Consider the following 25,969-nt stretch of genomic DNA (forward strand, 5'->3'; position numbering starts at 1 on the left):
TTTTTAAACCAAACAAATTAATCTGTAAAAGATTAGTATAATGTGAATTATATAAATAACCCAGAATGAAATAAAAAGTTTTGAGAATTTTGAATAAAATATTTTTAACCATCTTTTATAGAACGCACGAAAAATATGTTTTTTTATCATTAAGAAGTTAAGGACATTAAGGAATGCATTGCACTTAACCATTGGGGCTTACAAATTATCTAATAACAATTGGCTTGGTAATAGCAATATAACTTTTCTTGTATCGTTTCACTACATCTGCCAAATAGCCCTGATGGAAACGGAAATACTTTTTGGATTCGTTATATTATATTTTCGAAAGCTTTCCAAAAAGATTGGAGTGAACAGCAGGAGCAGACCAGTACTATAAGCACTGAATTTGCGCTTCTAAATAATCAAAAAGGTAGGATATTTGATCGAGACCCTTAGCGGTGCTTAGGATAACAGGATCAATGTAAAATGGTAAAGGCTACCCATCGCGGATAGCCTTTGCTAACAACAAAACAAATATAAGATAACCAAATCTTGCCTGATTGAGCAGAATCAGGGTAAAGTGCTATGAGATACACTTTGCGGCCTAGTAATGGATTCGAACCATTGTAGAGAGTTTATGAAACTCCAACCTTCCAATCGGTCAACTGGCCATGTTTTTATAATTGCTTTAATGCCAAATAATCTCTTAGTTCTAAAATTTGTTCTTTATTTAAGCTATCTTCATCCTTTGCAAGCGCAGCCTCATCTGTTTCTGTTTGCAACGGATAAATGAGTTTCGGATATTCATCTATAGCTGGGTACTGAAAATAAATAGACATGATTTTAGCGTTTTAATTGTTCAACATATTTTTTGTTAATGATTAATGTTGAGCAAATATATAAATAAGTATATAATATCTATAGATTTAGTAGTTTATATTTTGTAAAATATTACAACTGTTTCATTTTCAGTAAAATAATTTTTATAAGAGCCGCTATTTTATTGCAGATACCGGTCTGAACTAAATAAACTGAATAGAAACAGGTTAGATTTCACTCAATTAATGGTTGGCAGTAGGGCTATAGTAGGCATGAACTTGCCACATTCATTTCCAAGCCTTTAAATTCAATTTCAGAAAAGCTAATTATTTTAAGGATATTTGCAGTTCAAACATTAAAATAGTAATTGTGTCTTTAGATAAATTAAAACTTAGCAAACCACTTGTAGCGGCCATGACTGATGCAGGATTTTTAACTCCAAAAGAAATCCAGGCCAGAACGATGTCGCGCATTTTAGGTGGACAAGATGTTATAGCGGTGGGGCCGGAGGGTTCGGGAAAAACAACAACTTATGTTTTAGCTACTTTAATGAAGTTGAAGTACGCTTTTGAAGAAGCACCGAGGGCTTTAATTTTAGTACCAGATGCAGAACATGTAGATCATGTTCTGGAGCAATTTAAATTATTGAACCGGAACAGTACCTTCAGGATTTTGGGAATTGACAGCCGTGGCGCAGTTGATACACAGATGAACGAAATAACAGATGGTGTTGATATTATCGTTGCCGTTCCCGATCGCGCTCGTGCTTTATATTTAAAACTAGCACTAAATACCAATAAAATACAGTTGTTTATTGTAGATAATGCAGAGCTGATTGTTAAAAAAGGGCTGCAGTTACCCGTTGTAGAATTGGCTAACAGTGCTTATAAATCTCAGCATGTGGTGTTTACCGAAGTAATGCACGAGAAATTGAATCATATGATTTCGCCTTTCATGAAAGATTCTACTACAACCATTGAGGTAGATGAAATAGGCGAAAAGCAGGCAGAAGTTTATCAGCAGATGCTTTATCAGGTGCCTAATTTCAGAACAAAGCTTAACCTGTTAACCTTATTGTTAAACGATACTGAGGTTTTTGATAAAGTTGTAGTTTTTGTCAATACACGTTTAACCGCACAAACGGTTTATAAAAACTTTAATCAGCACAAAGAAGGTGAGATCAGTATCTATCGCTCGCTGTTTTTTGATGATAAAGGCTATGATGATATTGAAGACTTTAAAGATAATCCAGAGGCAAGGGTTTTAATTGTTGCCAATGAGAATTTAGGCGAACTTAATATTGAAGGAATTCCTTTTATTCTGCATTTTGAATTGCCAGAGCAGAAAGAAACGCTAATTCAGCGCATTGTTAAACATGGCGATGAAGATGTGGTAGCCATTACTTTTTCTACTGATATTGAATTAATTGAAGTGAAAAAAATTGAACAGGCCATTGGTCAGAAATTGGAGGTAATGGAATTACCTGAAGATTTGAAAGTAGTTGATGCTGCTGCTAAACCAAAGAAAAAGAAAGGTGCCGAAGAGGATGAAACTTCAGAACGTGGTGCTGCTTTTCACGAAAAGAAAGCCAGTAACCTAAAAAACTATAATTATAGCGCAGGCACAAAAGCCAAAATGACTTATAAAAATAAGAAAGGTTTGTCTTAAAAAAAATCTTGCAAATCGTCCTCCTGAACTTGTTTCAGGATCTTCTAGCAATTGTCATACCTATAGCATGATAGATGCTGAAACGAGTTCAGCATGACGCAAACTATACAAAAAAAGCTCCCCAGAAATTAATCTGGGGAGCTTTTTGTTAACCGTTAATTACGATTAATATAAAGTAAACTCTACACGACGGTTTTGTTGACGGCCAGCTGCAGTTTTGTTTGTTGCAATTGGTTGGTCAGGTCCGTAACCTGTAGCTTCGATTCTTGATGCATTGGCACCTTGAGATACTAAATAAGCTTTTACCGATTCGGCTCTGTCTTTAGATAAGCGTAAGTTTAGTTCTCTACCACCAGTATTGTCAGTATGACCAGCTAATTTTAAGCTGAAGTTTTTCTCTACCAATAAACCAGCAACACGGTTTAAAGTAGCATACGATTTAGAACGGATGGTTGATTTACCTAAATCGAATTCTAAGTTAGAAATCGCATCTTTAACCACTTTACGGTCTTCTTCAGTAATTACCCTGGTTTCTTTAATTACTTCACGTTGAACTTTGATTGGGCAACCAGAACCATCAACAACAGTACCTGATGCTGTACCTGGACATTTGTCGAATTTGTTTGCTACACCATCATTATCATCATCACCTAAATCTTTAGCATATTGTTCTCTATCGCGTTGTGCATTTTGCTCAGCAGTTGATAATGCTCTTCTTAATTCAGCACTTTCTTCAGCCGTTTGCTTATTTAAATTGGCCAACGAGCTATAGTTTTGTAACTGAGGTTTTGATTTATCTCCAATGGCAAACTCTAAACCGGCGTGTGCATAGGCAAATCTGTCGTTGGTAGGGCCATTAAATCCATCAAATTTAGCCGATTTAACAAAGTTAACATCGTAACCTAAATCTACATTGATACCTTTAGCAACACCTAGTTTTAAACCTGCACCTACAGGTACAAACCAGCCTTCTCTGTAAGAACCGGCATCATTGGTATTAGGAGTTGTTGTAGCGCCTGACGACATATAACCAGCACCTGCTTTTAAATATGGGATTAGTACCGCATTTTCTTGATTGATGCTAATGTTTGCTACGTTCCAAACTGCTGATAAAGCGCCTGACCATTGCATATTTGTTTTATAACCCGTGTTGGCAGCATAAGTAGTATTACCATTTGCGTCAACTCCATTGGCCAATCTCAATTCTTCAACTTTACCACCCAAAAAATCAGCTTGAATACCTAAAGAAGGTAAAATTTGTTTTTTAATGTAACCGCCGTAACCGATATGTTCAACCGGAGTTTCAAATTGATGATTTGAATTGCCAAAAATAGTTCTCGGGGTTAGTAAACCTCCATGAACACCTATTGACCAAGTACGGAATTGAGTAGGAGAAAAACGGCCTGCAGCGCTTGTGCTGGTTGGCGTTTCCTGTGCAAATAATTGTGATGATAAACCTAATAAAGCAATCAACATTGTTGATTTAGTAATTCTTGTATTCATGTTTTTCTATTTTGTAATATTAGTCTCTTAACAGTTTTTATATCATACTGTTTTGCATCGACTAAGAAAAAACCCTGCCAAAAGCATTATTTTTCTTACAAATAGCATGTTATCAGAAGATTAGGAGGGTAAACTAATTTCAAAAAAATATTACTATGCAACTAAAATCATGGTATATTTTGTATAGTATTCTGTACAAAAAAATGAAAAGAGCCTTTTTGAAGTAGTTTAAATTTTACTTGTCTGACGGATTTCTCTTGCTGTTCAGTAACATCTCTAGTGTTTTTTCGAGCCTGTTTGCACGCGTTTTTTCCTGTTTCGCAGATAAAAGCCAAAGTACGTATTCTTTTCTGTTGGTGTAAGCGAGTTGGTTAAAGTATGCTAATGCTTTAGGGTGGCTTTCTAAAAGGGCTTTTAAATCTTCAGGGAGTTTAACAGTTTTATTTACCGGATCTATGTATTCACCAAACTCGTTGGTTTTAATGTGATCGTTCCGCATTCCGGATGGTTTAACTTCGGTGATGAGTTTCAAACGTAAGGCTGTCCAGGTTTCGTTCACTGCTGCCGATGCACATGGTGTTAAACCGAAAGTATCCAGTTCTTCCCAGCTTTTCATCAAATCAAGATCGGATTTGATCTTTGAAGTTTTTTTAGGGTAGAATATCCAGATAATGCTTTTAGCATCAATATATTTAAGGTTGTTTTTAAGCTGTTGATGGAGCTGATCTTTGGTTATGGTAAAAGCGATTAATGCATTAAAATCAGCCTCTTCACTGTAGTTTATTGCGATATTCGATGGAATATCGCCAAATATGGCACCCAGAGGCTCAGGAGCATCAATTACTTTAATCACATAACCAGGTTTAACCTGAAGTTTTTTTAATAATAAATTTTCCATAATTGCATTATAGCCTCAGTTTAGCGAAGAAATCCCAAAAAACAATACCGGCAGAGATTACGATGTTAAAGGAATGTTTGGTTCCAAATTGAGGGATTTCGATGCATTCATCAATTTTTGCCATCACTTCATCGCTTACACCATCAACCTCGTTCCCAAAAATCAGTGCATATTTTTTATCCTGATCGGGCTGGAAAGTGTTCAGCATGGTACTGTTTTCGGCCTGTTCTATTGCAATGATCTCATAACCTAAGGCCCTTAAGGCATCAACGGCCTGTACAGTATCGGTATAATGAATCCAATCAACAGATTGCGTTGCACCCAGAGCTGTTTTCTCGATTTCGCGGTGTGGCGGTTGAGCCGTTATACCACAAAGGATAACTTTTTCCAATGCAAATCCATCGGCTGTGCGGAATATAGAACCTACGTTGTGCATGCTGCGCACATTATCCAACACCACCACAACAGGTAGTTTTTCCTGTGCTTTAAACGCTTCAATATCCGGACGGTTTAATTCGTCTAATTTTAATTTTCTCATTATTTTAATTGATTATACAGACTGGGGGAATTACATCGACTGGATATAATTTCGGAACTGTACTTATCTATCAGTATCTGTTGTTAAATGTGGGCCATTGCCAATTTCGCTAATGTAAATTGCGGCAGGGTAGCCAATCTTATCTATGTAATAATCCGTTAAATGCTTTGCAAAGTCTTCTTCAAAGCCTTTCTCTAATAAAGCTATCGCACATCCACCAAATCTGGCACCAGTCATACGGGCACCTATAACATGCTCGTAATCTGTGCAGAAATCTACTACTGCATCCAATTCTTTACCGCTTACTTCATAGAGTGTTCTTAACGATTCGTGCGAGGCGTACATCAGGCGGCCAAATTCTTCAAGGTTTCCGCCGTTTAGTGCTTTAGCAGCTAAATGAACCCGATCATTTTCTTTAACCACATGTGTTGCGCGGTTTAAAATAGTTTCATCTGTTATTAAATGGCTATGTAATGCAAATTTCTCAGCAGTTAATTCGCAAAGATAATGAAGTGTTATTTCTTGGTTCAGCAATTTAAGGGCGGTTTGGCATTCTGCTACACGCTCGTTGTATTTAGAATCTGCTAATTCTCTTGGTTTATTGGTATTGATGATGGCCAAAACATATTTGCCCAGGTCAACATCAACCATTTTGTATTTTAAGGTTTCACAGTCTAAAACAATCGCTTTGTTTTTTTCGCCAAAAGCAACTGCAAACTGATCCATAATGCCAGAATTTAAGCCAATAAAATCATTTTCCACCCGTTTAGCGATTTTTACAAGTGCTAATTTATCGTAGCCTAGATTTAGATAAGTATTCAGCGCATATGCTGTAGCGATTTCTATAGAAGCCGAAGAAGAAAGTCCCGAGCCAATTGGAATATCACCGTAGAACAGAAAATCTAAGCCATTAATTTCATGACCATCCTTTATGAATTCGTTAATTACGCCAATCGGGTAATTTGCCCATAAGCTACCATCTTTATCGTTTACAGTGTTACTTTCAACTACGGTTTGAGCTTCAAAGTTTAAGCTTTTAAACCTGAATTTATGATCATTATTTGGGGCAATGGCTACCCAGGTTCCTAAGGTGATGGCACAGGGCATAACCAAGCCGCCATTATAATCGATGTGTTCGCCAATGAGGTTAACCCGTCCGGGTGTAAAATAAATGGCAACAGCTTTTTTATGGTATTGCTCGGCAAATCTTTCCTCAAGGTTAATGTTCATTTGGCTAAAATATATTTATAAAAAGCATTAATAATAGTATGTTTGTTTAGGAAACAAAAGCCCTAAGTTACAATTTATGAGCGTTCAGCAAATACCCACCGGAAAAATTATTGATGGCGAAGAAGTTATCGCAATCGAACTAAGCAATAGCAAAGGTACTTATGTCAAAATATTCAATTACGGCACCATTATCAACAAATTTGTAGTTAAGAATGCTAAAGGCGAAAAACAGGATATCGTTCTTGGTTTCGATACTTTTGAAGAATACCTTGATCCAGCTTATCTGGCAAACTACCCTTATTTTGGCGCTATTATTGGCAGATATGCCAACCGCATAAAAAATGGAAGATTTATTATTGATGATGAAACCTATCAGCTGGTACAAAATGCCGGTACAGATACCTTACACGGTGGTATAGTAGGTTTTGATAAAAAAGTTTGGGACATTGTTGAAATTAACGATGGTGCGCAACCTTCGGTTACCCTGCAATATGAAAGTGTAGACGGAGAGGAAAATTTCCCAGGAAACCTGGTAATTGATTTAACTTTCGAACTGACCGAAAATGATGAATTGATTTTAAGTTATGAAGCAGAAACAGATAAAGCTACTGCCATAAACTTAACACACCATAGTTATTTTAACCTGGCTCCTGAGGGTGGAAATATCAAAAACCATAAGCAACAGATTTTTGCTTCAAATTATTTGGAGCAGGACGATAATTATTCGGTAACAGGTACATTAATTCCTGTTGAAGGTACACCATGGGATTTTACTAAATCTAAAGCAATAGGGCAGGATTGGAATGAAGATGAAGGATACGATCAAACTTTCGTTTTGGATAAGATTTATGGCGATTTATCGCTGGCCAGTAAAACAATTGAAGAAGAGAGCGGTTTAGTTTTAAGCGTATATACTACAGAACCCGTAGCCCATTTGTACACAGCGAAATATTTAGGCGTAAAAAATGGTAAGGATGGAAAAGATTATGACAGTTATGGAGCCTTTTGCGTAGAAACACAACATCATCCAAATGCGGTTAATATTCCTACATTTCCAAGCACCATTTTAAGACCGGAGGATCTGTATACGCAAACTACTATTTACAAAGTTTCATTAAACAGATAAATTATGTTCACGATCGAAGACATCCGGGCTGCAGAATCAAAAATTAAAACTGGTGCAGATTTCCCTCAGTTTATTAAAGAAATTAAGGAAATGGGTGTTAAGCGGAACGATGTATATGTATCCAATGGTTTGTCGATTTATTTTGACGATGAAGATAATGTACAGCAGATCAGTCCTGATGGATATCCGGCTTTGATTATAAATGACGAACCCTCTGCTGGTAAGTTAAGCCATGCTTTAAAAGTACATCAGCAGGGAGAAACCGATTATTTTACATTTTGCAAGCAAGCTGCAGATGCGGGTGTAGAGAAGTGGGTAACCGACCTGGAAGAAATGACCTGTACTTATTTAGATGCTGAAGGCAATGAATTGGTAAAAGAAAATATCCGTAAGGTTTAATCATCTATACGTAATGGCGATTGTTTGTGGTTTTTGATTTAATCATTGGCCATAAACAATTGCCATTTATATTTTAGTCATTTCTCTGATGTTAGATGCTATTGATTGATATTCAATAGGTTATTTAAATTCTCTCAAGTACCATTTTTATTGCTTGCGCTACAATTTTGTTTGGCTCTTTACTAAATTCGAAATTTACGCGACTGGCTAAAATGGCATTTACTGAAATTGCGTTGTGACCTAACACTTTGGCCAGTGCATAAATCCCTGCGGTTTCCATTTCCAGATTAGTAATGCGGTGCTGATTACTTTTAAAGCTGTTGATCTGACCGATAAAATCGGGAACGGCGTTTTTAGCACGTACAATTCTACCCTGTGGAGCATAAAAGCCAGGTGCAGTAATGGTTATGCCTTTCGCCATGTCTTTTCCAATCGTATTCAACAATGTTTCACTCGCTGCAGTTAAATAAGGATTTATATTTTTAAGATGCCCAAAGTGTGCTTTGATATCATCCATTAAAATCTGTTCATCACCAGATAATTGTTGAAGGTAATAATTCATTAAGGCATCCATCCCTAAGCCGTAAGAAGAAGCTAAAATCGTCCCCATCGGAATATCCGGCTGAACAGCACCAGAAGTGCCCACTCTGATAATGTTTAATGAAGTAAGCTCTTTTTTAATTTCACGGGTTTCAAAATTAACATTAACCAAGGCGTCTAACTCATTAAAAACAATATCAATGTTGTCTGTTCCAATCCCTGTAGAGAGTACAGTGACGCGTTTTTTGCCCACGTAACCGGTATGGGTAATAAATTCGCGTTTACCTTTTTTAAATTCTATTTTATCGAAATATTTGCTTACCTCGCCAACGCGGTCAGGATCGCCAACAGTAATTACAGTTTGAGCAATATCACCAGGTAAAAGGTTTAGGTGGTATATGCTCCCATCAGGATTGATGATTAAATCGCTTTCGGATATTTTCATATTTGGTTTATCTTGCCCGCCGATTTCGATGATTCACACAGATTTTATCAGTGTTCATCCTTTTAGCCAGTGGTTATTAAACAGTTTGCAGGTATTTTAATTTAACACCTTCAATTTTATCAAATTTACTTAAAACCTGATTGAGTTGTGCTTTTCTTACTTCAAATTTTAATATGCAATTCGTATCAAATTGTTGTGCCAAAATCTGTAAGTTCTCCTCTTTGCTCAACTTCATTACGTCGTTCATCTGAAGGTAATCGAAATGCGCCTCGTAAATATCATTTACAGTTTTGCTGATAACCGAAGCTGCTTTAATTGCCTCAATACTAGCTGTTTTGTATGCATTAATTAAACCTGGAACACCTAATAAGGTTCCGCCGAAATACCGTACCACAACAATTAATATATTGGTAATATCTTCTGATAATAAACAGTTCAGAATAGGCCTGCCTGCAGTACCCGAAGGTTCGCCATCATCATTCATTCGGTAGACAGATCGATCTGGTGTTAAGCGATATGCATAACAAAAATGATTGGCCTTTACATGTTCTGCGCGAAGTTTGGTGATAACCGGCTTTAATTCTGATTCACTGCGGATTGGATAGGCGTATGCAATAAATTTGCTTCCTTTATCTCGAAAGATACCCTCTGAGGCACTTTCGATAGTTTTATAAGAATCATCGAACAACATTTTGCGATAGTGTAATGAAAATGATAGCAGCAATAGCGAAGATGATGCCTGCGTAATTTAACTTGCTCAGCTTTTCTTTAAAAGCTACAATACCAATTAAGGTGCCTACTATGATTACGCCTAAATTCATTGCTGCAAAAACGGTAGATGGATTTTCTGCCAGCGCTTTATGGGCTTTCATGTAAAAAAGGATATTTCCAAAATTGAAGAGGCCTAAAATAAAGCCGCAAGCCACATTTACCAGTTGTATTTTTATTTTGCCGGCCATTACCATCGAAATCACAATAAGCAATGAAACCATAAATGCCAGGCAAAAAACAGTGAAAAGTGAGGTGGTATAAGGCAATTCTTTATACAACGCAATTTGTTTAAAAAGGACGTCGATTACGCCAAAACCGACGAAAACCATAATGGGGTAGAGCAGGCTTCCTTTATTGCTTCCTTCCTGATCGGATTTTCGAAGAAAAGTTAAAAAAATAGCCACAAAACCGATCGCCAGACCAATAATTTTCAGGCTATTAAAATCTTCTTTAAAGATAAAATAAGCCGCAAGTATGGGGATAAATAGTGATAAACGTTGCGCAATATCAGTTTTAACAATGCCGAGGTTTTTTACAGATGCTGCAAGGAATAAAAATATCGACGGCAATAAAATAGCCAGGGCAATATAAATAGGCCACGGTGCAGTAGAGGTGACCAGTTTAACATCAGGCTTAAAAAAAAGAAAACATAAGCTTAATGCAGTAAGATAATTAATGGTAATGGCTTGAATAATACTGATTTGGTACCGTTTTGCCAGCTTCAATAAAACAGCTACGGTAACACTACAGCAAATGCTTAAAATAATGTAGATCATTTATTTGATGTCGTTTAGATAGATAGAGAGTTTGTCATTTCCGACTTGTACTGTTTCCTGCAGATTTCCATTAATGTTTGGAGAAGAAACCCCATCGTTCCAGCTGGCAGATGAGGTAAAAATACGTGCTTCATCCCATAGGTTAGTACTTAAAAATTGATTTAATATATTGGCGCCACCCTCAATAATTACTGATTGTATATCCATCAGGTAAAGCTGAAAAGCGATTTTTTGCGCTAAATAAAAGTGCATATCTTCCATCTGGATGTAATGGATATTCTCGATAACATCAGTTTTAACCTCATTAAAGATAATGGTTTTGGCTGCTTTATTGAAGATGTGGTTGGTTATTGGCACCTGAAGGTTTTTATCGATTACTAAACGGATAGGGTTTTTGCCCGTCCATTCCCGGGCGGTTAATTGCGGATTATCCATAATGGCAGTTTGTTTGCCGATCAGGATAGCGTCTTCTTCGCTACGCCATTGATGGGCCAAACGTTTGGCTAGAGCTCCACTAATCCATTTCTGGTGACCATCCTTTGTTGCAAAATAGCCATTTGCGGTTTCGGCCCATTTTAAAATGATGTAGGGCCTTTGTTTTTGTATCCTGGTAAAAAATCTTCTATTGAAATAGCGGCATTCATGATCTAAAACTCCACTCACCACTTCAATTCCTGCATTTCTGAGTTTTTCGATTCCTTTGCCATCAACACCTGAAAAAGGATCTCCATTGCCGATTACTACCTTCTTTAGCTGATGTTTTACCAATAAATCAGCACATGGAGGTGTTTTGCCAAAATGCGCACATGGCTCTAGACTAACGTAAGCAGTAGCCTGTTTCAAGAGCGTTTCAGCCTCATCGCCGTATTGATCAAAAACAGCTTTAACGGCATTGGGTTCGGCGTGCGATTTTCCATATTCCTGATGATATCCTTCTCCAATAATTTTGCCGTCTACAACGATAACACAGCCAACCATCGGGTTCGGGCTAACATTTCCTAAAGCCAAGGCTGCTAGATCAAGACAGCGTTTTATATAAAATTCATCGCTCATTAGGGCAAAAGTAGTAAAAAAAGAGTCATGGCTTTATCAAAAGAGTGTTGTTATGATCCCAATTAAGTAATTTTGTAAATATGAAGATAGGAGAATTAGCGGCGCATTACGAACTCGAACTTGAGCCTTTATACGATAATAATGAAGCAAAAGCATTATTTAGTATTGCTGCTGAGCAGGTTTTGGCTTTATCTTCAACTAAACTAACCCTGCAAAAAGATATCGATATCAGCTTTATCAACATGCAGAAACTTTTGAGCATCCTTAACGACCTGCAGATTGGAAAACCCATTCAACATATTTTGGAAGAAGCCCATTTTTACGGCGCTGTATTTAAAGTTAACGAACAGGTGCTTATCCCAAGGCCAGAAACAGAAGAACTGGTAGATTGGATCATTTCAGATAACAGTTTGCAGTTTTCAGTTAACACCAACCATAAAATCAGTATTCTTGATATTGGAACCGGCTCTGGATGCATTCCCATCACACTTAAAAAACATTTGTCAAAGGCTGAAGTATCTACATTGGATGTTTCAGCTAATGCCATTGCTGTAGCCAAAGAAAATGCAGAATTGAACAATGTGAAGATCAAATTTGTTGAAGCAGATATTCTGACTTTCAAATCTGAAGAAAAATTTGATGTTATAGTAAGTAACCCTCCGTATATCAGAGATTTAGAGAAAGCAGATATGCATGATAATGTGTTGGCGCACGAACCACATTTAGCATTATTTGTTCGTAACGAAAACCCATTAATATTTTATAAAGCTATTGCTGATTTTGCAAGAACAAATTTAAAGCCTAATGGACAACTTTATTTCGAGATCAACGAATATTTAGGTAATGAAACGGTTGAAATGTTAGTTGCTAAAGGATTTATTAATATCGAGTTAAGACAGGATATGCAAGGGAAAGATCGGATGGTTAAAGCTAATATATAAGATGGATGCTGTAAGATGAATGATAGAATAAGTCAGAAGTTAGATGTCTTGCGATATGTTGTAGCGTATTAAAATCCCTCGGGGTTCGTCTTCCTGAACTGGTTTCAGGATCTATGTGATACCTTTAATTTCTAGTTGTCTTAAATCCTTAAGCCCTCGGATGAAACTGCGTAATTACCTCTCTTAAGTAATCTCTATCAATATGCGTATAAATTTCGGTAGTGGTAATACTCGAATGGCCCAACATTTCTTGTACGGCTCGTAGATCGGCTCCTCCTTCAATTAAATGGGTAGCGAATGAATGCCTGAAGGTATGGGGACTGATTGTTTTCTTCAGCCCTGCAGCAATAGCCAGGCTCTTAATCAGGTTAAAAATCGAAATACGCGATAGCTTAGCGCCAAAACGGTTTAAAAAGATGAAATCTTCATGCCCTTTTTTAATATTAGCATGCACACGTATTTCGTTGATGTAAATATCGAGCAGTTTTAAGGCTACACCTCCAATGGGAACTAAACGTTCCTTATTTCCTTTCCCAATCACTTTAATAAATTCGATCTTTGGGAATAGATTTGATATTCTCAGCTCAGTTAACTCGGTTACACGCAAGCCACAGCCATATAACACTTCCATAATGGTTTTGTTACGCATACCCTCAGGTTTAGAAGCATCAATGGCCGCAATAAGCGCATTAATCTCGTAAATGTTTAATGTATCTGGTAATTTTCTGCTCAGTTTTGGTGCTTCAAGCAGTGCTGTAGGATCATTTGAAATCACATCTTCCAGCATTAAATAGGCGAAGAAAGCTTTTAGTCCTGATATTACCCTGGCCTGTGTACTGGCTTGCATACCCAGTTCATGCAGCCATGAAATAAAGGATTTTAGCTCAGTGAGGGTAATCTCAGTTAATTGAGGCGCTTCATTCAAAGATTGAAAATACTGGATCAATTTATCAATATCGCTCAGATAGGCATCAACAGAATTACCAGATAACGACCGCTCTAGTTTTAAATACGATTTAAATCCTTTAATATATGATGGCCAAAGCATGCTTTTATTTGAGATTTTTTATAACATTGCAACGTTACAACATTATATTATGAAAATACAAATTATTAACGGGCCAAACTTAAACTTATTAGGTGTACGCGAACCATCTATTTATGGAAGTACCAGTATTGAAGATTATATTAAAGAGTTAAAAACGGTTTATCCGAATATCGAAATTGAATATTATCAGAGTAATGTTGAGGGCGAGATTATTAATAAACTACACGAAGTTGGTTTTAGTTATGATGGGGTAGTGCTAAATGCTGGTGGTTACACACACACCTCTGTAGCCATTGCTGATGCGATTGCCGCTATTAAAACCCCTGTGGTTGAGGTGCATATCTCTAACATTTATGCCCGCGAAGAATATCGTCATGTTTCTTTAACCGGTAAAAACTGTCAAGGTGTTTTAACTGGCTTTGGCATAAAAGGTTATCGTTTAGCCATTGAAAGTTTGTTGATTTAATCTACCAGATATTACAACTGTCAGATGGCACCATCTGACAGCAACTTAAACGGAAAATCCCACGATTGTTATTTCGAGCGGACCCGATAGCTATCGGGTGCAACGCAGTCGAGAACCCGAAGGCGCTGCAAAGCAAAATCTACAAAGAGTAATTGAAAGATTTCTCCATTCCGCTACCGATGAAAAATCGGTGAGCTTCAGTCGAAATGACGCAAGGTTCTTACTGCAAATCCGAAAAATATTTAATTTTCTTAATAAAAAATGCCCAAACAACGCTGTTGTTGTACACTCCGGTATGTTGGCTATATGCTTTTTGAACAGCTTTCCGCTTTCTGTTTGTTTTGGAAAGCGATTTAAGGAAATGCCAATGACCTTTGCTTACCGCCATGGTAAATTTGGGCTTTCCTGTTAATAAAAAGTGCCACCACGCAATAAAATCTATAAACATCCTAATTGTAATTCGGAAAATGGCATCACTGGCAGGTAGGTTTTTCTGCATGATGATGAGGTTGTTTCTGAAATTGAGATAAGTTTTAAAAGGATTTTCAGTTTGCAAAGTTCCACCACCAACATGGTAAACTTCGGCATCCGGACAGTACATAACTTTATAGTTTAGGTTCTTTAAACGCCAGCAGAGATCTATCTCTTCCATATGCGCAAAAAGATCGGCATCTAAACCACCTGCTTCTTGCCAGCATTTGCTTTTAATAAAAAATGCAGCGCCACTTGCCCAAAAAACTTCTGTTGTATCATTATACTGTTCATTATCAAACTCATATACATTAAATAGTCTGCCACGGCAGAAAGGAAAGGAATAAATGTCCAGATACCCCCCAGCAGCACCCGCATACTCAAATTGTTGCTTGTTTAACTGCCATTTAATTTTAGGTTGCGCTGCAGCAATCTGCGCATCGCTTTCCATTAAATCAATCACCGGCTTTATCCAATTATGGGTTACCTCTACATCCGAATTCAGGAGGATAAAATAATCAGCCTCAACACGTTCTAAAACCTTGTTATAGCCTCCCGCAAAACCGTAATTCTGGTCGTTCTGGATAATTTTAACGGTAGGAAAGTTTTCTTGTAAAAACAAAACTGAATCATCAGTGGAGGCATTATCGCCCACAACAATTTGCAGATTATCATATTCAGAAAGCAAAATTCCTGGTAAAAATTGCTTCAAATATGCTTTTCCATTCCAGTTTAAAATTACAACGGCTACTGATGGGTTCATTCTTTTTATTCGGGTTTAAATTTCCAGCGTTTATGGCTCCAAAGCCAATATTGAGGCTGTTCTTTAATTATATTTTCTAAAAATTTAAAGTGCAGATTTGTAATCGCAAACTCATCCATTTTAGCTGGATCGAGGCACATAGGCAAAACTTCTACATGGTAGTAGCCTTTTCTAACTACGCTAACTTTAAAATAGTATATGGGTCTTTTAGTAGATTTTGCAATTTTTTCTACGCCTAAAAGCGCAGCAGTTTTTTGGTGTAAAAAATCTACAAAGTATTTGGTTTCTTCTCTTGTTGGAGATTGATCGCTTGCAAAACACAGCAGTGTGGGTTCATTTTTATAGGTGGCCATACCACGAAGCGTTTGTCGCATGGCAATGAAAACATTACCATATTTTGTACGCATACAATCAAACCAGGTTTCAAAAATTTTGTTATTGATGGGTTTAAAAATCACCATGGTTTTGGCAGAAATACTAAGTCCTAAAGCTAAAGTGCCTAATTCCCAGTTCCCGTAGTGGCCTGTGCAAGCCAGTACACTTTCTCCAGCTTTAAAATGGGTTTCTAGTTGTTCCAGTCCTGTAAACTTTACTCTTTTTAGTGTTTCAGCTTTTGAAATACTGGTCATTTTAATAATTTCGAAAATAAGTTCGGCCAAATACAGGAAGAATTTTTTCTCTATAGCCTTAATTTCGGTGAGTGATTTTTCAGGAAAGGAATGGGTTAAATTCTGCCTGACAACTTTTTTTCTATAGCCTATTACATAATAAAGCAGATAATATAGTAATCTTGCAAAAAAAAAGAGCAAAGGTAAAGGCAGCAGCGATAACAGGTATAAAAAAAATACGCCAACGTGCGCAATCCCTCTTTTAATCATTATTTTTAAAACGTTTCAACTACAAACATAAATTTTCAAATGCAGAATACAGCTATACTTCCATTATTTTATCTTCCACCGGTTGGCTATTTTAGTTTATTACAAAAGCTGGAGGTAGATTTTTTAATCGAAAAACATGAACATTTAGCTAAGCAGACTTACCGCAACAGGGCCAGTATTTATTCGCCCAACGGAAAACTGGATATTACCGTTCCTGTGGTTAAAGGTTCAAAAACACACACGCAAATGAAGGATGTGCGAATTAGCTACGATTTTAAATGGCAACGTTTACATTGGTTGAGCTTAGAAAGCTGTTATAGAAGTTCGGCCTATTTTGAGTTTTATGAAGATGAACTTTCGCGGTTTTATAATCAAAGATTTGAATTCCTTTTTGATTATAACCTCGAATTGGTAGAATGGCTTTCCAAAAAGTTAAAGCTCAATAAAAGCTTCGAAGTTACCACCGAATATTTTGATAATATCGCTCCTGAACTTGATTTTCGTACCATTATGAATCCTAAAAAAGAGGAAGATATTGTAAAAAATAAGCCATATTATCAGGTTTTTGAAGATAGACATCAATTTTTACCCAACTTAAGTATTGTTGATCTGTTATTTAACCAGGGCCCGCAAGCCCGGCTATATTTATAAAGTATGGGAAAAAACAAGCCGCGTAACCGCCATAAGCACTATAAAGTTCCAGCCCCGGGTACCAGTCCGGGTTTATACACTATTGATGAAGATGCATTAAAACCAATTATTGTACTTCATATTTATAACGATAAGAGTTATAAAAAAGTGGAATTGGAGAACATTAATAATATTGATAAACTGATTGAAAATAAAGATTTCTGCTACTGGTTTGATATCAAAGGATTAGCAGATCCTAATATATTCGAAACACTTTATTCAAAATTAGGTATCAGCAGGCTCGTATTAGAAGATATTACCAGTTCTTACCAGCGGCCCAAGCTGGATGAATATGATAATGACAAGTACATTTTTGCAGTGAGCAGGCATCTGTTTTTAAATGAGGAGAATATTTTAAATAATGATCAAGTCTCTTTTATCCTGTCTGAACGTACATTGATTACCTTTCAGGAAACTTATGCAGATTGTTTTGAGCCCGTAAGAAAACGTTTAGAAATAGGGAAGGGGAACATTCGTATTGGTGGTATTAGTTACCTGATGTATGCCATTATGGATGTGATAGTGGATAATTATTTTTCCTTGTTAAACTTTTGGGGGGAAGAGCTGGATACTATTGAAGACCGTTTATATGATCATCCTGACCGGAGAATCATGTATGATACACAAGCGATTAAAAGGTCGCTAATCATGATCCGAAAAGTAGCCTGGCCAGAAAGAGATAAATTGAATGATATTATCCGTACCGATAGCCCCTTAATATCAGATCTTACCAAAACCTACATGAAGGATGCATACGATCATTGTATCCAGATTATTGATTTTATAGAATCATTAAAAGAGATTGCTTCGGCCAATATTGATATGAATTTATCGATCATCAGTAACCGGATGAACGAAATTATGAAGGTTTTGACCATCATTTCGTCCATATTTATTCCATTAACCTTTATCGCAGGGATTTACGGAATGAACTTTAGTCGGGAAGACCCTACCACCGGAAAGATATTAAAAGACAATATGCCCGAATTGTACGCCGAACATGGTTATTTGTACACCTGGATTGTAATGGCTGTGATTGCGGTTTTGCAGGTGATTTACTTTTGGCGTAAAGGTTGGTTTAAATAGTGTTTGACATAAAAAAATTCGATATACAAATCGTCATCTCGACTGAAGCGAAGCGAAATGGAGAGATCTATCTAGACAGATTTAGCTTCGCTGAGCACTTCGTGGTTCTAGGCTGCATTGCCCTGCGCTCGAAATGACGATAACTAGAGGTGGACGGTAACTAGAAGTAAGTTTTAGGCCTAAATTTCGCTGCTATTTGTTGTTTTTTAAAACTAAATTAATCCACAAAACAACTATGTTAGTAGGCAAATTATTTGACTCTAAATGAATAATTGCTATTCAGTAGGATAAATAAAAAGATTAGAATAAATTTGAATAGGTTCTAAAATCAATTTTTAATATATGTAGCTTTAGGGGATTTTTTGGTTAGGTTATAGATGCAGTCATTCGAAATAGATAAAAGCGACGTACTCAAGGTTAAAAATGCAATTTTAGCTGGTGATGAAACTTTAAAAGTAGTTTTAGAGGAGTATCATGCCTCAGAAATCGCGATTTTGTTTGAGCGCTTGGATAAATCCGAACAGCGGCACATTATCAACCTGCTTCCGGCAGAAATAGCTTCAGAGATTATCTCTGAGATGGACGAAGAATCCCATCCCGAAGATTTACTTTTTGAGCTCCATCCCGATAAACGTACAGAGATTGTTGAAGAACTGGATTATGATGATGCGACCGACATTATCTCTCAGCTGGAAGATCACGAACAAAAGGAGATTTTAGAAGACCTTACCGAAGATCATGCTTCAGAAATCCGAAACCTTTTAACTTACGACGAAAAAACTGCGGGTGGTTTGATGAACACAGAATTGATCTGTGTAAACATCAACCTTACCAAAAAAGATGCGATCGACGAGATCATCCGGCAGAGCGAAGAGATGGAGGAGTTCTATACCATTTATGTAGTGGATGATGAGGAGATTTTTAAAGGTATTGTTTCGTTAAAAGACATTATAAAGGCAAAACACAATGCCAAAATAACCGAACTGGTTAAAATTGATGCCGTTTATGTACACCCTGATACCGATCAGGAAGAAGTAGCCAATCTAATTTCGCAATATAACTTAACCAGTATTCCTGTTATTGACGATCACCAGAAATTACTCGGCAGGGTAACATTCGATGATGTAATCGATGTAATGGAGGCCGAAAGTACCGAAGATATCTTAAAAATTTCAGGGGTATCAGAAGATGAGGAATTGAGCGGTAACTGGGTGGAAGCGGTAAAATCGCGTTTGCCATGGTTAATTATCAACCTCGGAACTGCTTTTTTAGCTTCTTCTGTTGTGCGTTATTTTGATCCAACCATTAAGCTAATTCCTTCCTTAGCAGCCTACATGACTATTATTGCGGGGATGGGTGGAAATGCAGCTACCCAGGCACTTGCCGTAACGGTTAGGCGTATTTCACTTTATGACTTGACTGATAAACAGGCTTATCGTACTGTTTTAAAGGAATTTACCGTAGGTTTAATAAATGGTGCATCTAATGGATTAATCGTATTTATTTTTGCTTACTTTTTTGATGGAAACCCAATGCTTGGATTGGTTATCTTCCTGGCTATGACTGGCAATCTTGTAATTGCAGGTATCACAGGCGCAGGTATTCCACTAATTTTAAAACGCGTAGGTATCGATCCTGCCATTGCATCATCTATAATTATTACTACTTTTACCGACGTTTTTGGTTTCCTATTAATTTTAGGATTGGCCAGCAAACTTTTACTATAGATAGATTAAAAAATCCTGATCTCCATGCAAACGACAAGACACGATTGGACAAAAGAAGAAATATACGAAATTTATAACAGACCATTTTTAGATCTGGTTTACGAAGCCGCAAGCATCCACAGAGAAAATAAAGATTACAATGAAGTTCAGGTAAGTTCATTAATCTCGATCAAAACTGGAGGTTGTGCTGAAGACTGTTCATATTGCCCACAGGCAGCCCGCTACCATACCGAATTAGAAGTTCAGCCATTGATGCAGGTTAGCCAGGTGGTTAGCGCCGCAGTTAAGGCAAAAGAGGGCGGGGCATCACGTTTATGTATGGGTGCTGCATGGCGCGAAGTACGCGATAACCGCGATTTTGACCGTGTAATTGAAATGGTAAAGGCCGTGAATGACATGGATATGGAAGTTTGCTGTACTTTAGGCATGCTTACCGAAAACCAGGCTCAACGTTTAGCCGATGCTGGTTTATATGCATATAACCATAATATCGATACCTCTGAAGATGATTACAAACGTATTATTTCGACCAGAACTTACGATGATCGCTTAAATACCATTAAAAATGTGCGTAAAGCTAAATTAACGGTATGTAGTGGTGGCATTATCGGTTTAGGTGAAACGGTAGAAGACCGTGTTTCGATGTTACAGACTTTATCAAACATGGAAAAACATCCCGAATCAGTTCCTGTTAATGCTTTAGTACCCGTAAAAGGTACTCCTTTAGAAAACCAGCCCCGTGTTCCGATCTGGGATATGGTAAGAATGATTGCTACAGCACGAATCGTAATGCCAAACTCAGTGGTACGTTTATCAGCTGGTAGAAACGAAATGAGCACGTTAGAACAGGCTTTTTGCTTTATGGCAGGTGCAAGTTCTATTTTTGCAGGCGATAAATTATTAACTACACCAAACCCTGCATTTGTTGACGATATGGCCATGTTTGAATTGTTGGGACTGAAAACCCGCGACGCCTTTAAAAATGGCCGACCAGCAAACACAAGGATTGAACAGGAAGCTGTTTAATCAAAAATATAAACTGATAGCTCTGGTGTCAGTTATCCGTAGTGTCGGTTGTTTCCAACTGACACCATGGATAGATTTCAAACCATAATAGTGTTATAAAACAAAGTCCCGAAGAAAATCGGGACTTTTTGCATTTAGTCGAAGTTGTGGTGTCAGATATTACTATCTGACACTAAGTTAAATCATATTTTAGAGTCAGATGTTACCTCTGACCCTACAAGAAACAACGCCTTAAACAGCAGTTACTCTTACTTCAATATTTCCTTTTGTCGCTTTAGAGTATGGACAAGCCCTATGTGCCTTATCCGCTAAAGCTTGTGCTTCCTCGTGCGAAATCCCTGGGATATGTACATCAAGGTCTGCAGAGAGCACAAATGCATTGCCATCTTTATTAAACGAAACCAATACTTTCACATTTGCTTCACTAATATCAACACCTTCACGCTCCGCTACACTACCTAATGCACCCAAGTAACAAGGCCCCCAGGCAGCAGCAAACAATTCTTCAGGATTTGTGGCACCTCCTTGCCCGCCAAGTTCTTTTGGCTTTCTTAAATCTAAATCTAAAATCCCATCACTTGATTTGATGTGTCCGTCTCTTCCTCCTGTAGCTGTTACTTCAGCCGTATATAGCTTTTCCATAATGTTTTCTTAATATGGATACTTAACAATTTTTAGTGGCCTTTGTTTTTGATGCAAAGTATTGACGGGTTAAATCTTGAACTAATGCAGCACGATTACTTGCGTAATAAAATTCGCGCTAAATCTTGATTTTTACTGATAGCTTATAAATATCATAGGCTACCTTCTGGATGAGGTCGAATTGCTCGGGAACCAAATCTTCCCCTTTTTTTATGGCTAAACCATTATCATTTAACCTGATTAACGGCACATTCTCAATGGTGCTGGTTCCTTGCTCCAGATTTTCAATAGAAGTATCCAGTAAATAATTGGTGTTGTTGGCAATAGGCTTCAAGGTATCGAAACTCTCGAAGATGAATTGATGTTCCTTATTGTAGAGCGAAAGTGTTGCAACATAAGAAGACAATAAATGGCTGAGTGCTGTAAACTGATGCACTTCTTTAATAAACAACTGTTTGCTTTTTGGTTCAGAAAACATTCTTTGAAACAGGGAAGCCAAATTTGCTGTACTTACATATACTTCTTTCCGTGCCAATTTATATTCTGTTCTGTTGTAATTTTTCTCAAAATACAATTTAATCACCTGTCCATAATAAGCCTTATTAGCCTTTAAAATATCGAGCATGGCCTCTTTGAGTTTTTCGTGTTCCCAGGTTGGGAATAAAGAATAACTGGCCAATAGCGCAATACCAGAGCCTATAAAAGTATCATAAATCCTTTCGCGTGCGAGTGCTATCGATCCCATACCCAGAAAATCGAATAAGATTAAGATATAGGGCGTCATAAAGAGTACACTCACTACGTAATTTTTCCTTTGGAAACTATAACAGCCAATCATGCAGATTAATAGGATCACAAATAATGTATTCCGATCGTGGATATAAGTAATCACACCCATACCAATAAACGCCCCAGCCGTGGTACCGATTAAACGCTGATAATTACGCTCTTTGGTTAAACTAAATCCAGGTTTCGAAATTACCAGGATGGTGAGGAGAATCCAGTAGCTATGAGAGAAATTGAGAATCTGAGCCACTATAAAACCCAAAAGCATCACCACTGTAACCCGTAACGAATGCCTGAAAGTAGAAGAAGTATAAGTTAAATTCTCTGTAAATAGTTTAAAATCGAATTTTTGCCTGGTGATAAATTTCTCTGTATCTACCTCGGCCTGTCTAATATCTTTACTATTTCTGATTTTAAAATAGCTAAATATGGTTTTAACCCTTGCCAGTATATTTTCGATGTTTACTTCAATATTTTTTAAGGCAATAATACCAAGTGTATTATACTCCTGATTTTGATTGTTCTTTTCCAGGTCGTTGATTTTGATCTTTAACCTTTCAATCTCAATCAATAAACGTTTCGAAACAACAGGTGTTCCACCACTTTTTAAAGCAAAAGCAATATCATCGAGGGCATATGAAATCCGTTTAATGGCCATTTCATAATCTGATAAAATACCTGCTTTATCAAACTGATCATGCAGCTGCTGGTAATTATAATAGGTAGACATTACCTGCTCGAACAGATCGACCATGTCTACAAATACCAATAGCAAAAATCTGCCCTCAGGAGTAGAATCTCTTACAATTTCGCGGGTTCTAAATAGCAGTTCTCTTACTGCATCCTGTTTTTCGTGAACAGAAACCTGAAGCTGCAGCAGATCTGAATAGGTTTTTTCGTAGTTATTATTGTGATGGTAAAACTTGGCTTTTTCGCGCAGAAACTCTGCAACTTCCAGAATAGAATCGCTTAGCGATTGCTGCACCAGGCGGAAAGGGCGTAAGCGGTACACAAAATAACTTAAACCTGTGTACCAAAGGCTACCTGCCAGAACCATAACCGCATGCAGCAATACCTCTTGCCAAGGGCGAACATCATCAATACTCAGTACCATAATCAGTAAAACCGCGGTACCAACCGACGCTGCTCTAATACCATAGATGTAAAACATCGAAAATACAAAACTCGATACAGCCAATAAGAAGCCGATAAAATAATGGTTTTTGTTGGTTAGCCCCGTTATGATAGAGAAGGTAAAGATGAGCGCAGTGGTAATGAGCATTGCATTTCTTCGGTGTACCATTGGACCCGGACTATCTACCACACTTACACATAAAGCACCTAAAGATAAAGTCATGCCGTACTTTAACATGCCAAACTGAGCAAAAATTAAAGAGGGAAGCAGTACACCAATGGTGATGCGGAGACCATCGGCAAAATACGTACTCAATAAAAAGTCTTGTATATTTCTTATGGGTTGCCTAATCTGCATGGTACAAAAATAACATAATAGCGAAGTTTTTTGTTGCGATTAAAATTAAGTTTTTTGCTTTTTTTAAACTTTTAAGCAGAAAATAGATAATGGTTTGATTAATAAAATGTTATGAATTGTTTGTAAGTATCATTTTAGAAATGTTAATAACCTATCGCAAACACGCAAAAGGCACTCAAAAACGTTGTTTTTATAACATTAAATTGTTGATAACCAGCTATTTTAGGTGGATAACTTTGTGTATAAAAACGTTCGTTTTTCTCTTGACAAATGTGTGTTTTCCTACTAAATTAGATCATATCAAATACGAAGTACTTTGAATTCTGATAAAACAATCCAAAAGAGATAAAGAACCGAAAGGGGAATTGTTTCGGCGTGTTTACAGGGAAAACGATTAATTTCTGAAAGGGTTAAACCGAGTAAGGATATATATAACCATCGAAAGATTGGATCATAAGAAAATCGCACAGGCCCAAACAGAGATTATTGAAAACTAGGAAGTTTACGGACGGACGAGTTGGAAATAAATTTTCACGAATCGCAAAAGTTGCAAAACCTAACGATAACGGAAAAATCAAAGTAACAAGAATTAGATGCTTTAAAATGCGACTACGGTTGTTTTTAAAGTTAAAACGGGGAACTGAATCGAAAGAAGAAGGACCCCGTTTTTATTTTGCCCTAAAATTTTGATCTTTCGATCAAAAAAAGAATAGTGAATCCTTCCACATATTATCCCTAAAATATTAAATTTACCAAATGGCCAAAAAAGGTAAATCAATCTCCAATCCGTCAAAAAAGATATTCGTTTTAGATACCTCGGTTATTTTGTATGACCATGACGCGATAAATAACTTTCATGAGCATGATGTAGCCATTCCCATTCAGGTTTTAGAAGAGCTCGATAATTTTAAAAGCGGTAACGATACCCGGAATTTTGAGGCCAGAAGTTTTATCCGCCTTATTGATGAAACTTCAAAACAAAAACTCATCAGCGATTGGATTTCGCTAAAAAGCCCCGATTCAGGGAAATTTAAGGTAGTTTTAAATGAGAAGCCTTTAACCCTAAATGCAGAAGAAGTGTATGGAAAAGGCAAAACAGACCATAAGATTTTAAACGCAGCATTAAGTTTAAAAGAAGAATATCCAAATAAAAAAGTAGTACTCGTATCAAAAGACATCTGCCTGAGGTTAAAAGCAAAAGCCTTGAATTTAAATGCAGAAGATTACGAAACTGGTAAAATTAAAAACGTAGATGAACTTTACGCCGGAAAGACCGAAATAGGCAATTTTCCTCTGGAAATTATAGAAGAAGTAAAAAAACAACCTTTTATTGATGCGACTGAAATAGAGCTGCCACCTAAAAATGCTAATCACTTTTATATTTTAAAAAACAAGAGAAAAACTGCAAACGTATTTTATAACAATAGTTTAAAAACAATTTCTGCAGTATCTACCGATCCGATATTTAAAATTAAACCTAAAAATATTGAGCAGGCATTTGCAATCCACGCGCTTTTAGATCCAGAAATTAAGCTGGTGAGCATACAAGGAAACGCGGGGACAGGTAAAACACTATTGGCTTTGGCAAGCGCATTAGAACAGCGTAAAAACTTTAGACAGATTTATGTTACCCGGCCAATCGTTTCACTGAGCAATAAAGACATCGGTTTCTTGCCAGGTGATGCAAAATCGAAAACTGATCCTTTTATGGCACCCATTTGGGATAATCTGCGGTTTATTAAAGAGCAGTTTATCGGCGATGATAAGATGTCGGAAAAGATCGATGAACTGATTGTAACCGAAAAAATTGCCATTGCGCCGTTGGCTTTTATCCGTGGACGAACCCTCACCAAGATTTTCTTTATTATTGATGAGGCACAAAATTTAACGCCACATGAGGTGAAAACCATAATTTCGAGAGCCGGCGAACATACCAAAATAGTGTTTACAGGCGATATTTACCAGATTGATACGCCATACCTAGATTCTGAAAGTAATGGCCTGTCTTATTTAATCGAAAACGCTAAAAACCACCCGCTGTATGCCCATATTACCTTACATAAAGGCGAGAGGAGCGAGTTGGCTAATTTGGCTAATGAGTTGCTTTAGGCTTTTATTCTCCGTTCATCTAGCAGAAAAGGGCTACAATAGTTACGTCACCCTGATCCGATAGCTATCGGATTTGTTTCAGGGGCTTCATTCAAA

The 25,969-nt window shown here is 37.1% G+C and carries 24 protein-coding genes; 10 read left to right on the plus strand and 14 right to left on the minus strand.

Going from position 1 to position 25,969, the window contains the following annotated elements; all coding sequences use genetic code 11:
- Positions 1-659: 659 nt before the first annotated feature.
- The gene (locus AC07VK_RS04555) at positions 660-821 is read right to left on the minus strand and encodes a hypothetical protein (protein ID WP_492958655.1); all 162 of its coding nucleotides are present in this window, start codon (positions 819-821) and stop codon (positions 660-662) included.
- A gap of 349 nt (positions 822-1,170) precedes the next feature.
- Here AC07VK_RS04555 and AC07VK_RS04560 point away from each other — a divergent pair, with 349 nt between their 5' ends.
- Positions 1,171-2,469 (plus strand): DEAD/DEAH box helicase, encoded by a 1,299-nt coding sequence (locus AC07VK_RS04560; protein ID WP_492953473.1) that lies wholly within the window; start codon positions 1,171-1,173, stop codon positions 2,467-2,469.
- A 165-nt stretch (positions 2,470-2,634) separates the two neighbouring features.
- On the opposite strand, the gene AC07VK_RS04565 is transcribed toward AC07VK_RS04560, so the two are convergent.
- The 4 genes from AC07VK_RS04565 to AC07VK_RS04580 form a co-directional block, all read right to left on the minus strand.
- A complete protein-coding gene (locus AC07VK_RS04565; protein WP_492953474.1) occupies positions 2,635-3,972 on the minus strand; it encodes an OmpA family protein in 1,338 nt (445 codons plus the stop codon).
- Between the two features lie 235 nt (positions 3,973-4,207).
- A complete protein-coding gene (locus AC07VK_RS04570) occupies positions 4,208-4,870 on the minus strand; it encodes a YdeI/OmpD-associated family protein (RefSeq protein ID WP_492958657.1) in 663 nt (220 codons plus the stop codon).
- Positions 4,871-4,877: 7 nt separating this feature from the next.
- Positions 4,878-5,408 (minus strand): RNA methyltransferase, encoded by a 531-nt coding sequence (locus tag AC07VK_RS04575; RefSeq protein ID WP_492958659.1) that lies wholly within the window; start codon positions 5,406-5,408, stop codon positions 4,878-4,880.
- A gap of 63 nt (positions 5,409-5,471) precedes the next feature.
- The gene (locus AC07VK_RS04580) at positions 5,472-6,638 is read right to left on the minus strand and encodes a galactokinase (RefSeq protein ID WP_492958661.1); all 1,167 of its coding nucleotides are present in this window, start codon (positions 6,636-6,638) and stop codon (positions 5,472-5,474) included.
- 76 nt (positions 6,639-6,714) lie between these two features.
- Between AC07VK_RS04580 and AC07VK_RS04585 the strand changes: the two genes are divergently transcribed.
- A complete protein-coding gene (locus tag AC07VK_RS04585) occupies positions 6,715-7,764 on the plus strand; it encodes an aldose epimerase family protein (protein WP_492958663.1) in 1,050 nt (349 codons plus the stop codon).
- 3 nt (positions 7,765-7,767) lie between these two features.
- Positions 7,768-8,163, plus strand: coding sequence for a DUF1398 domain-containing protein (locus tag AC07VK_RS04590; RefSeq protein ID WP_492958665.1), 396 nt, complete (start codon positions 7,768-7,770; stop codon positions 8,161-8,163).
- Between the two features lie 124 nt (positions 8,164-8,287).
- Here AC07VK_RS04590 and AC07VK_RS04595 read toward each other — a convergent pair whose 3' ends face one another.
- The 4 genes from AC07VK_RS04595 to ribD form a co-directional block, all read right to left on the minus strand.
- Positions 8,288-9,148 carry a nucleoside phosphorylase gene (locus AC07VK_RS04595; protein WP_492958667.1) on the minus strand — a complete coding sequence of 287 codons (861 nt, stop codon included), beginning with the start codon at positions 9,146-9,148 and terminating at the stop codon, positions 8,288-8,290.
- A 76-nt stretch (positions 9,149-9,224) separates the two neighbouring features.
- Positions 9,225-9,839: an IMPACT family protein gene (locus tag AC07VK_RS04600; RefSeq protein ID WP_492953481.1), complete on the minus strand. Its 615-nt coding sequence runs from the start codon at positions 9,837-9,839 to the stop codon at positions 9,225-9,227.
- Positions 9,826-10,695 carry an EamA family transporter gene (locus AC07VK_RS04605; RefSeq protein WP_492958669.1) on the minus strand — a complete coding sequence of 290 codons (870 nt, stop codon included), beginning with the start codon at positions 10,693-10,695 and terminating at the stop codon, positions 9,826-9,828. Before AC07VK_RS04605 ends, AC07VK_RS04600 begins: the two co-directional genes overlap by 14 nt.
- Positions 10,696-11,748: a bifunctional diaminohydroxyphosphoribosylaminopyrimidine deaminase/5-amino-6-(5-phosphoribosylamino)uracil reductase RibD gene (gene ribD / locus AC07VK_RS04610; protein ID WP_492958671.1), complete on the minus strand. Its 1,053-nt coding sequence runs from the start codon at positions 11,746-11,748 to the stop codon at positions 10,696-10,698. It abuts the gene before it with no gap.
- A gap of 80 nt (positions 11,749-11,828) precedes the next feature.
- On the opposite strand from ribD, the gene prmC reads away from it, so the two are divergent.
- Positions 11,829-12,689 carry a peptide chain release factor N(5)-glutamine methyltransferase gene (gene prmC, locus AC07VK_RS04615; protein ID WP_492958673.1) on the plus strand — a complete coding sequence of 287 codons (861 nt, stop codon included), beginning with the start codon at positions 11,829-11,831 and terminating at the stop codon, positions 12,687-12,689.
- 148 nt (positions 12,690-12,837) lie between these two features.
- On the opposite strand, the gene xerD is transcribed toward prmC, so the two are convergent.
- Positions 12,838-13,737 carry a site-specific tyrosine recombinase XerD gene (gene xerD, locus AC07VK_RS04620; protein ID WP_492953485.1) on the minus strand — a complete coding sequence of 300 codons (900 nt, stop codon included), beginning with the start codon at positions 13,735-13,737 and terminating at the stop codon, positions 12,838-12,840.
- Positions 13,738-13,786: 49 nt separating this feature from the next.
- Here xerD and aroQ point away from each other — a divergent pair, with 49 nt between their 5' ends.
- Positions 13,787-14,203 (plus strand): type II 3-dehydroquinate dehydratase, encoded by a 417-nt coding sequence (gene aroQ, locus AC07VK_RS04625; protein WP_492953486.1) that lies wholly within the window; start codon positions 13,787-13,789, stop codon positions 14,201-14,203.
- Between the two features lie 220 nt (positions 14,204-14,423).
- Here the strand turns inward: aroQ and AC07VK_RS04630 are convergent, their stop codons facing one another.
- Positions 14,424-15,437: a glycosyltransferase family 2 protein gene (locus AC07VK_RS04630; protein WP_492958675.1), complete on the minus strand. Its 1,014-nt coding sequence runs from the start codon at positions 15,435-15,437 to the stop codon at positions 14,424-14,426.
- 5 nt (positions 15,438-15,442) lie between these two features.
- Positions 15,443-16,315 carry a lysophospholipid acyltransferase family protein gene (locus tag AC07VK_RS04635; protein ID WP_492958677.1) on the minus strand — a complete coding sequence of 291 codons (873 nt, stop codon included), beginning with the start codon at positions 16,313-16,315 and terminating at the stop codon, positions 15,443-15,445.
- A 39-nt stretch (positions 16,316-16,354) separates the two neighbouring features.
- Between AC07VK_RS04635 and AC07VK_RS04640 the strand changes: the two genes are divergently transcribed.
- The 4 genes from AC07VK_RS04640 (at position 16,355) to bioB (ending at position 20,844) form a co-directional block, all read left to right on the plus strand.
- Positions 16,355-16,966 carry a WbqC family protein gene (locus AC07VK_RS04640; RefSeq protein WP_492958679.1) on the plus strand — a complete coding sequence of 204 codons (612 nt, stop codon included), beginning with the start codon at positions 16,355-16,357 and terminating at the stop codon, positions 16,964-16,966.
- A gap of 3 nt (positions 16,967-16,969) precedes the next feature.
- Entirely contained in the window at positions 16,970-18,091 is a 1,122-nt protein-coding gene (corA, locus tag AC07VK_RS04645) for a magnesium/cobalt transporter CorA (RefSeq protein ID WP_057935267.1), read from the plus strand.
- A 377-nt stretch (positions 18,092-18,468) separates the two neighbouring features.
- Positions 18,469-19,818, plus strand: coding sequence for a magnesium transporter (gene mgtE, locus AC07VK_RS04650; RefSeq protein ID WP_215132336.1), 1,350 nt, complete (start codon positions 18,469-18,471; stop codon positions 19,816-19,818).
- Between the two features lie 24 nt (positions 19,819-19,842).
- The gene (gene bioB / locus AC07VK_RS04655; protein ID WP_131032502.1) at positions 19,843-20,844 is read left to right on the plus strand and encodes a biotin synthase BioB; all 1,002 of its coding nucleotides are present in this window, start codon (positions 19,843-19,845) and stop codon (positions 20,842-20,844) included.
- A gap of 231 nt (positions 20,845-21,075) precedes the next feature.
- Here the strand turns inward: bioB and AC07VK_RS04660 are convergent, their stop codons facing one another.
- Positions 21,076-21,486 (minus strand): organic hydroperoxide resistance protein, encoded by a 411-nt coding sequence (locus AC07VK_RS04660; protein ID WP_492958682.1) that lies wholly within the window; start codon positions 21,484-21,486, stop codon positions 21,076-21,078.
- A gap of 118 nt (positions 21,487-21,604) precedes the next feature.
- Positions 21,605-23,722: an FUSC family protein gene (locus AC07VK_RS04665; protein ID WP_494939780.1), complete on the minus strand. Its 2,118-nt coding sequence runs from the start codon at positions 23,720-23,722 to the stop codon at positions 21,605-21,607.
- A 798-nt stretch (positions 23,723-24,520) separates the two neighbouring features.
- Here AC07VK_RS04665 and AC07VK_RS04670 point away from each other — a divergent pair.
- Positions 24,521-25,873: a PhoH family protein gene (locus AC07VK_RS04670; protein ID WP_492958686.1), complete on the plus strand. Its 1,353-nt coding sequence runs from the start codon at positions 24,521-24,523 to the stop codon at positions 25,871-25,873.
- Positions 25,874-25,969 lie beyond the last annotated feature (96 nt).

Source organism: Pedobacter sp. GW821-FHT01D05 (genome assembly GCF_059422505.1).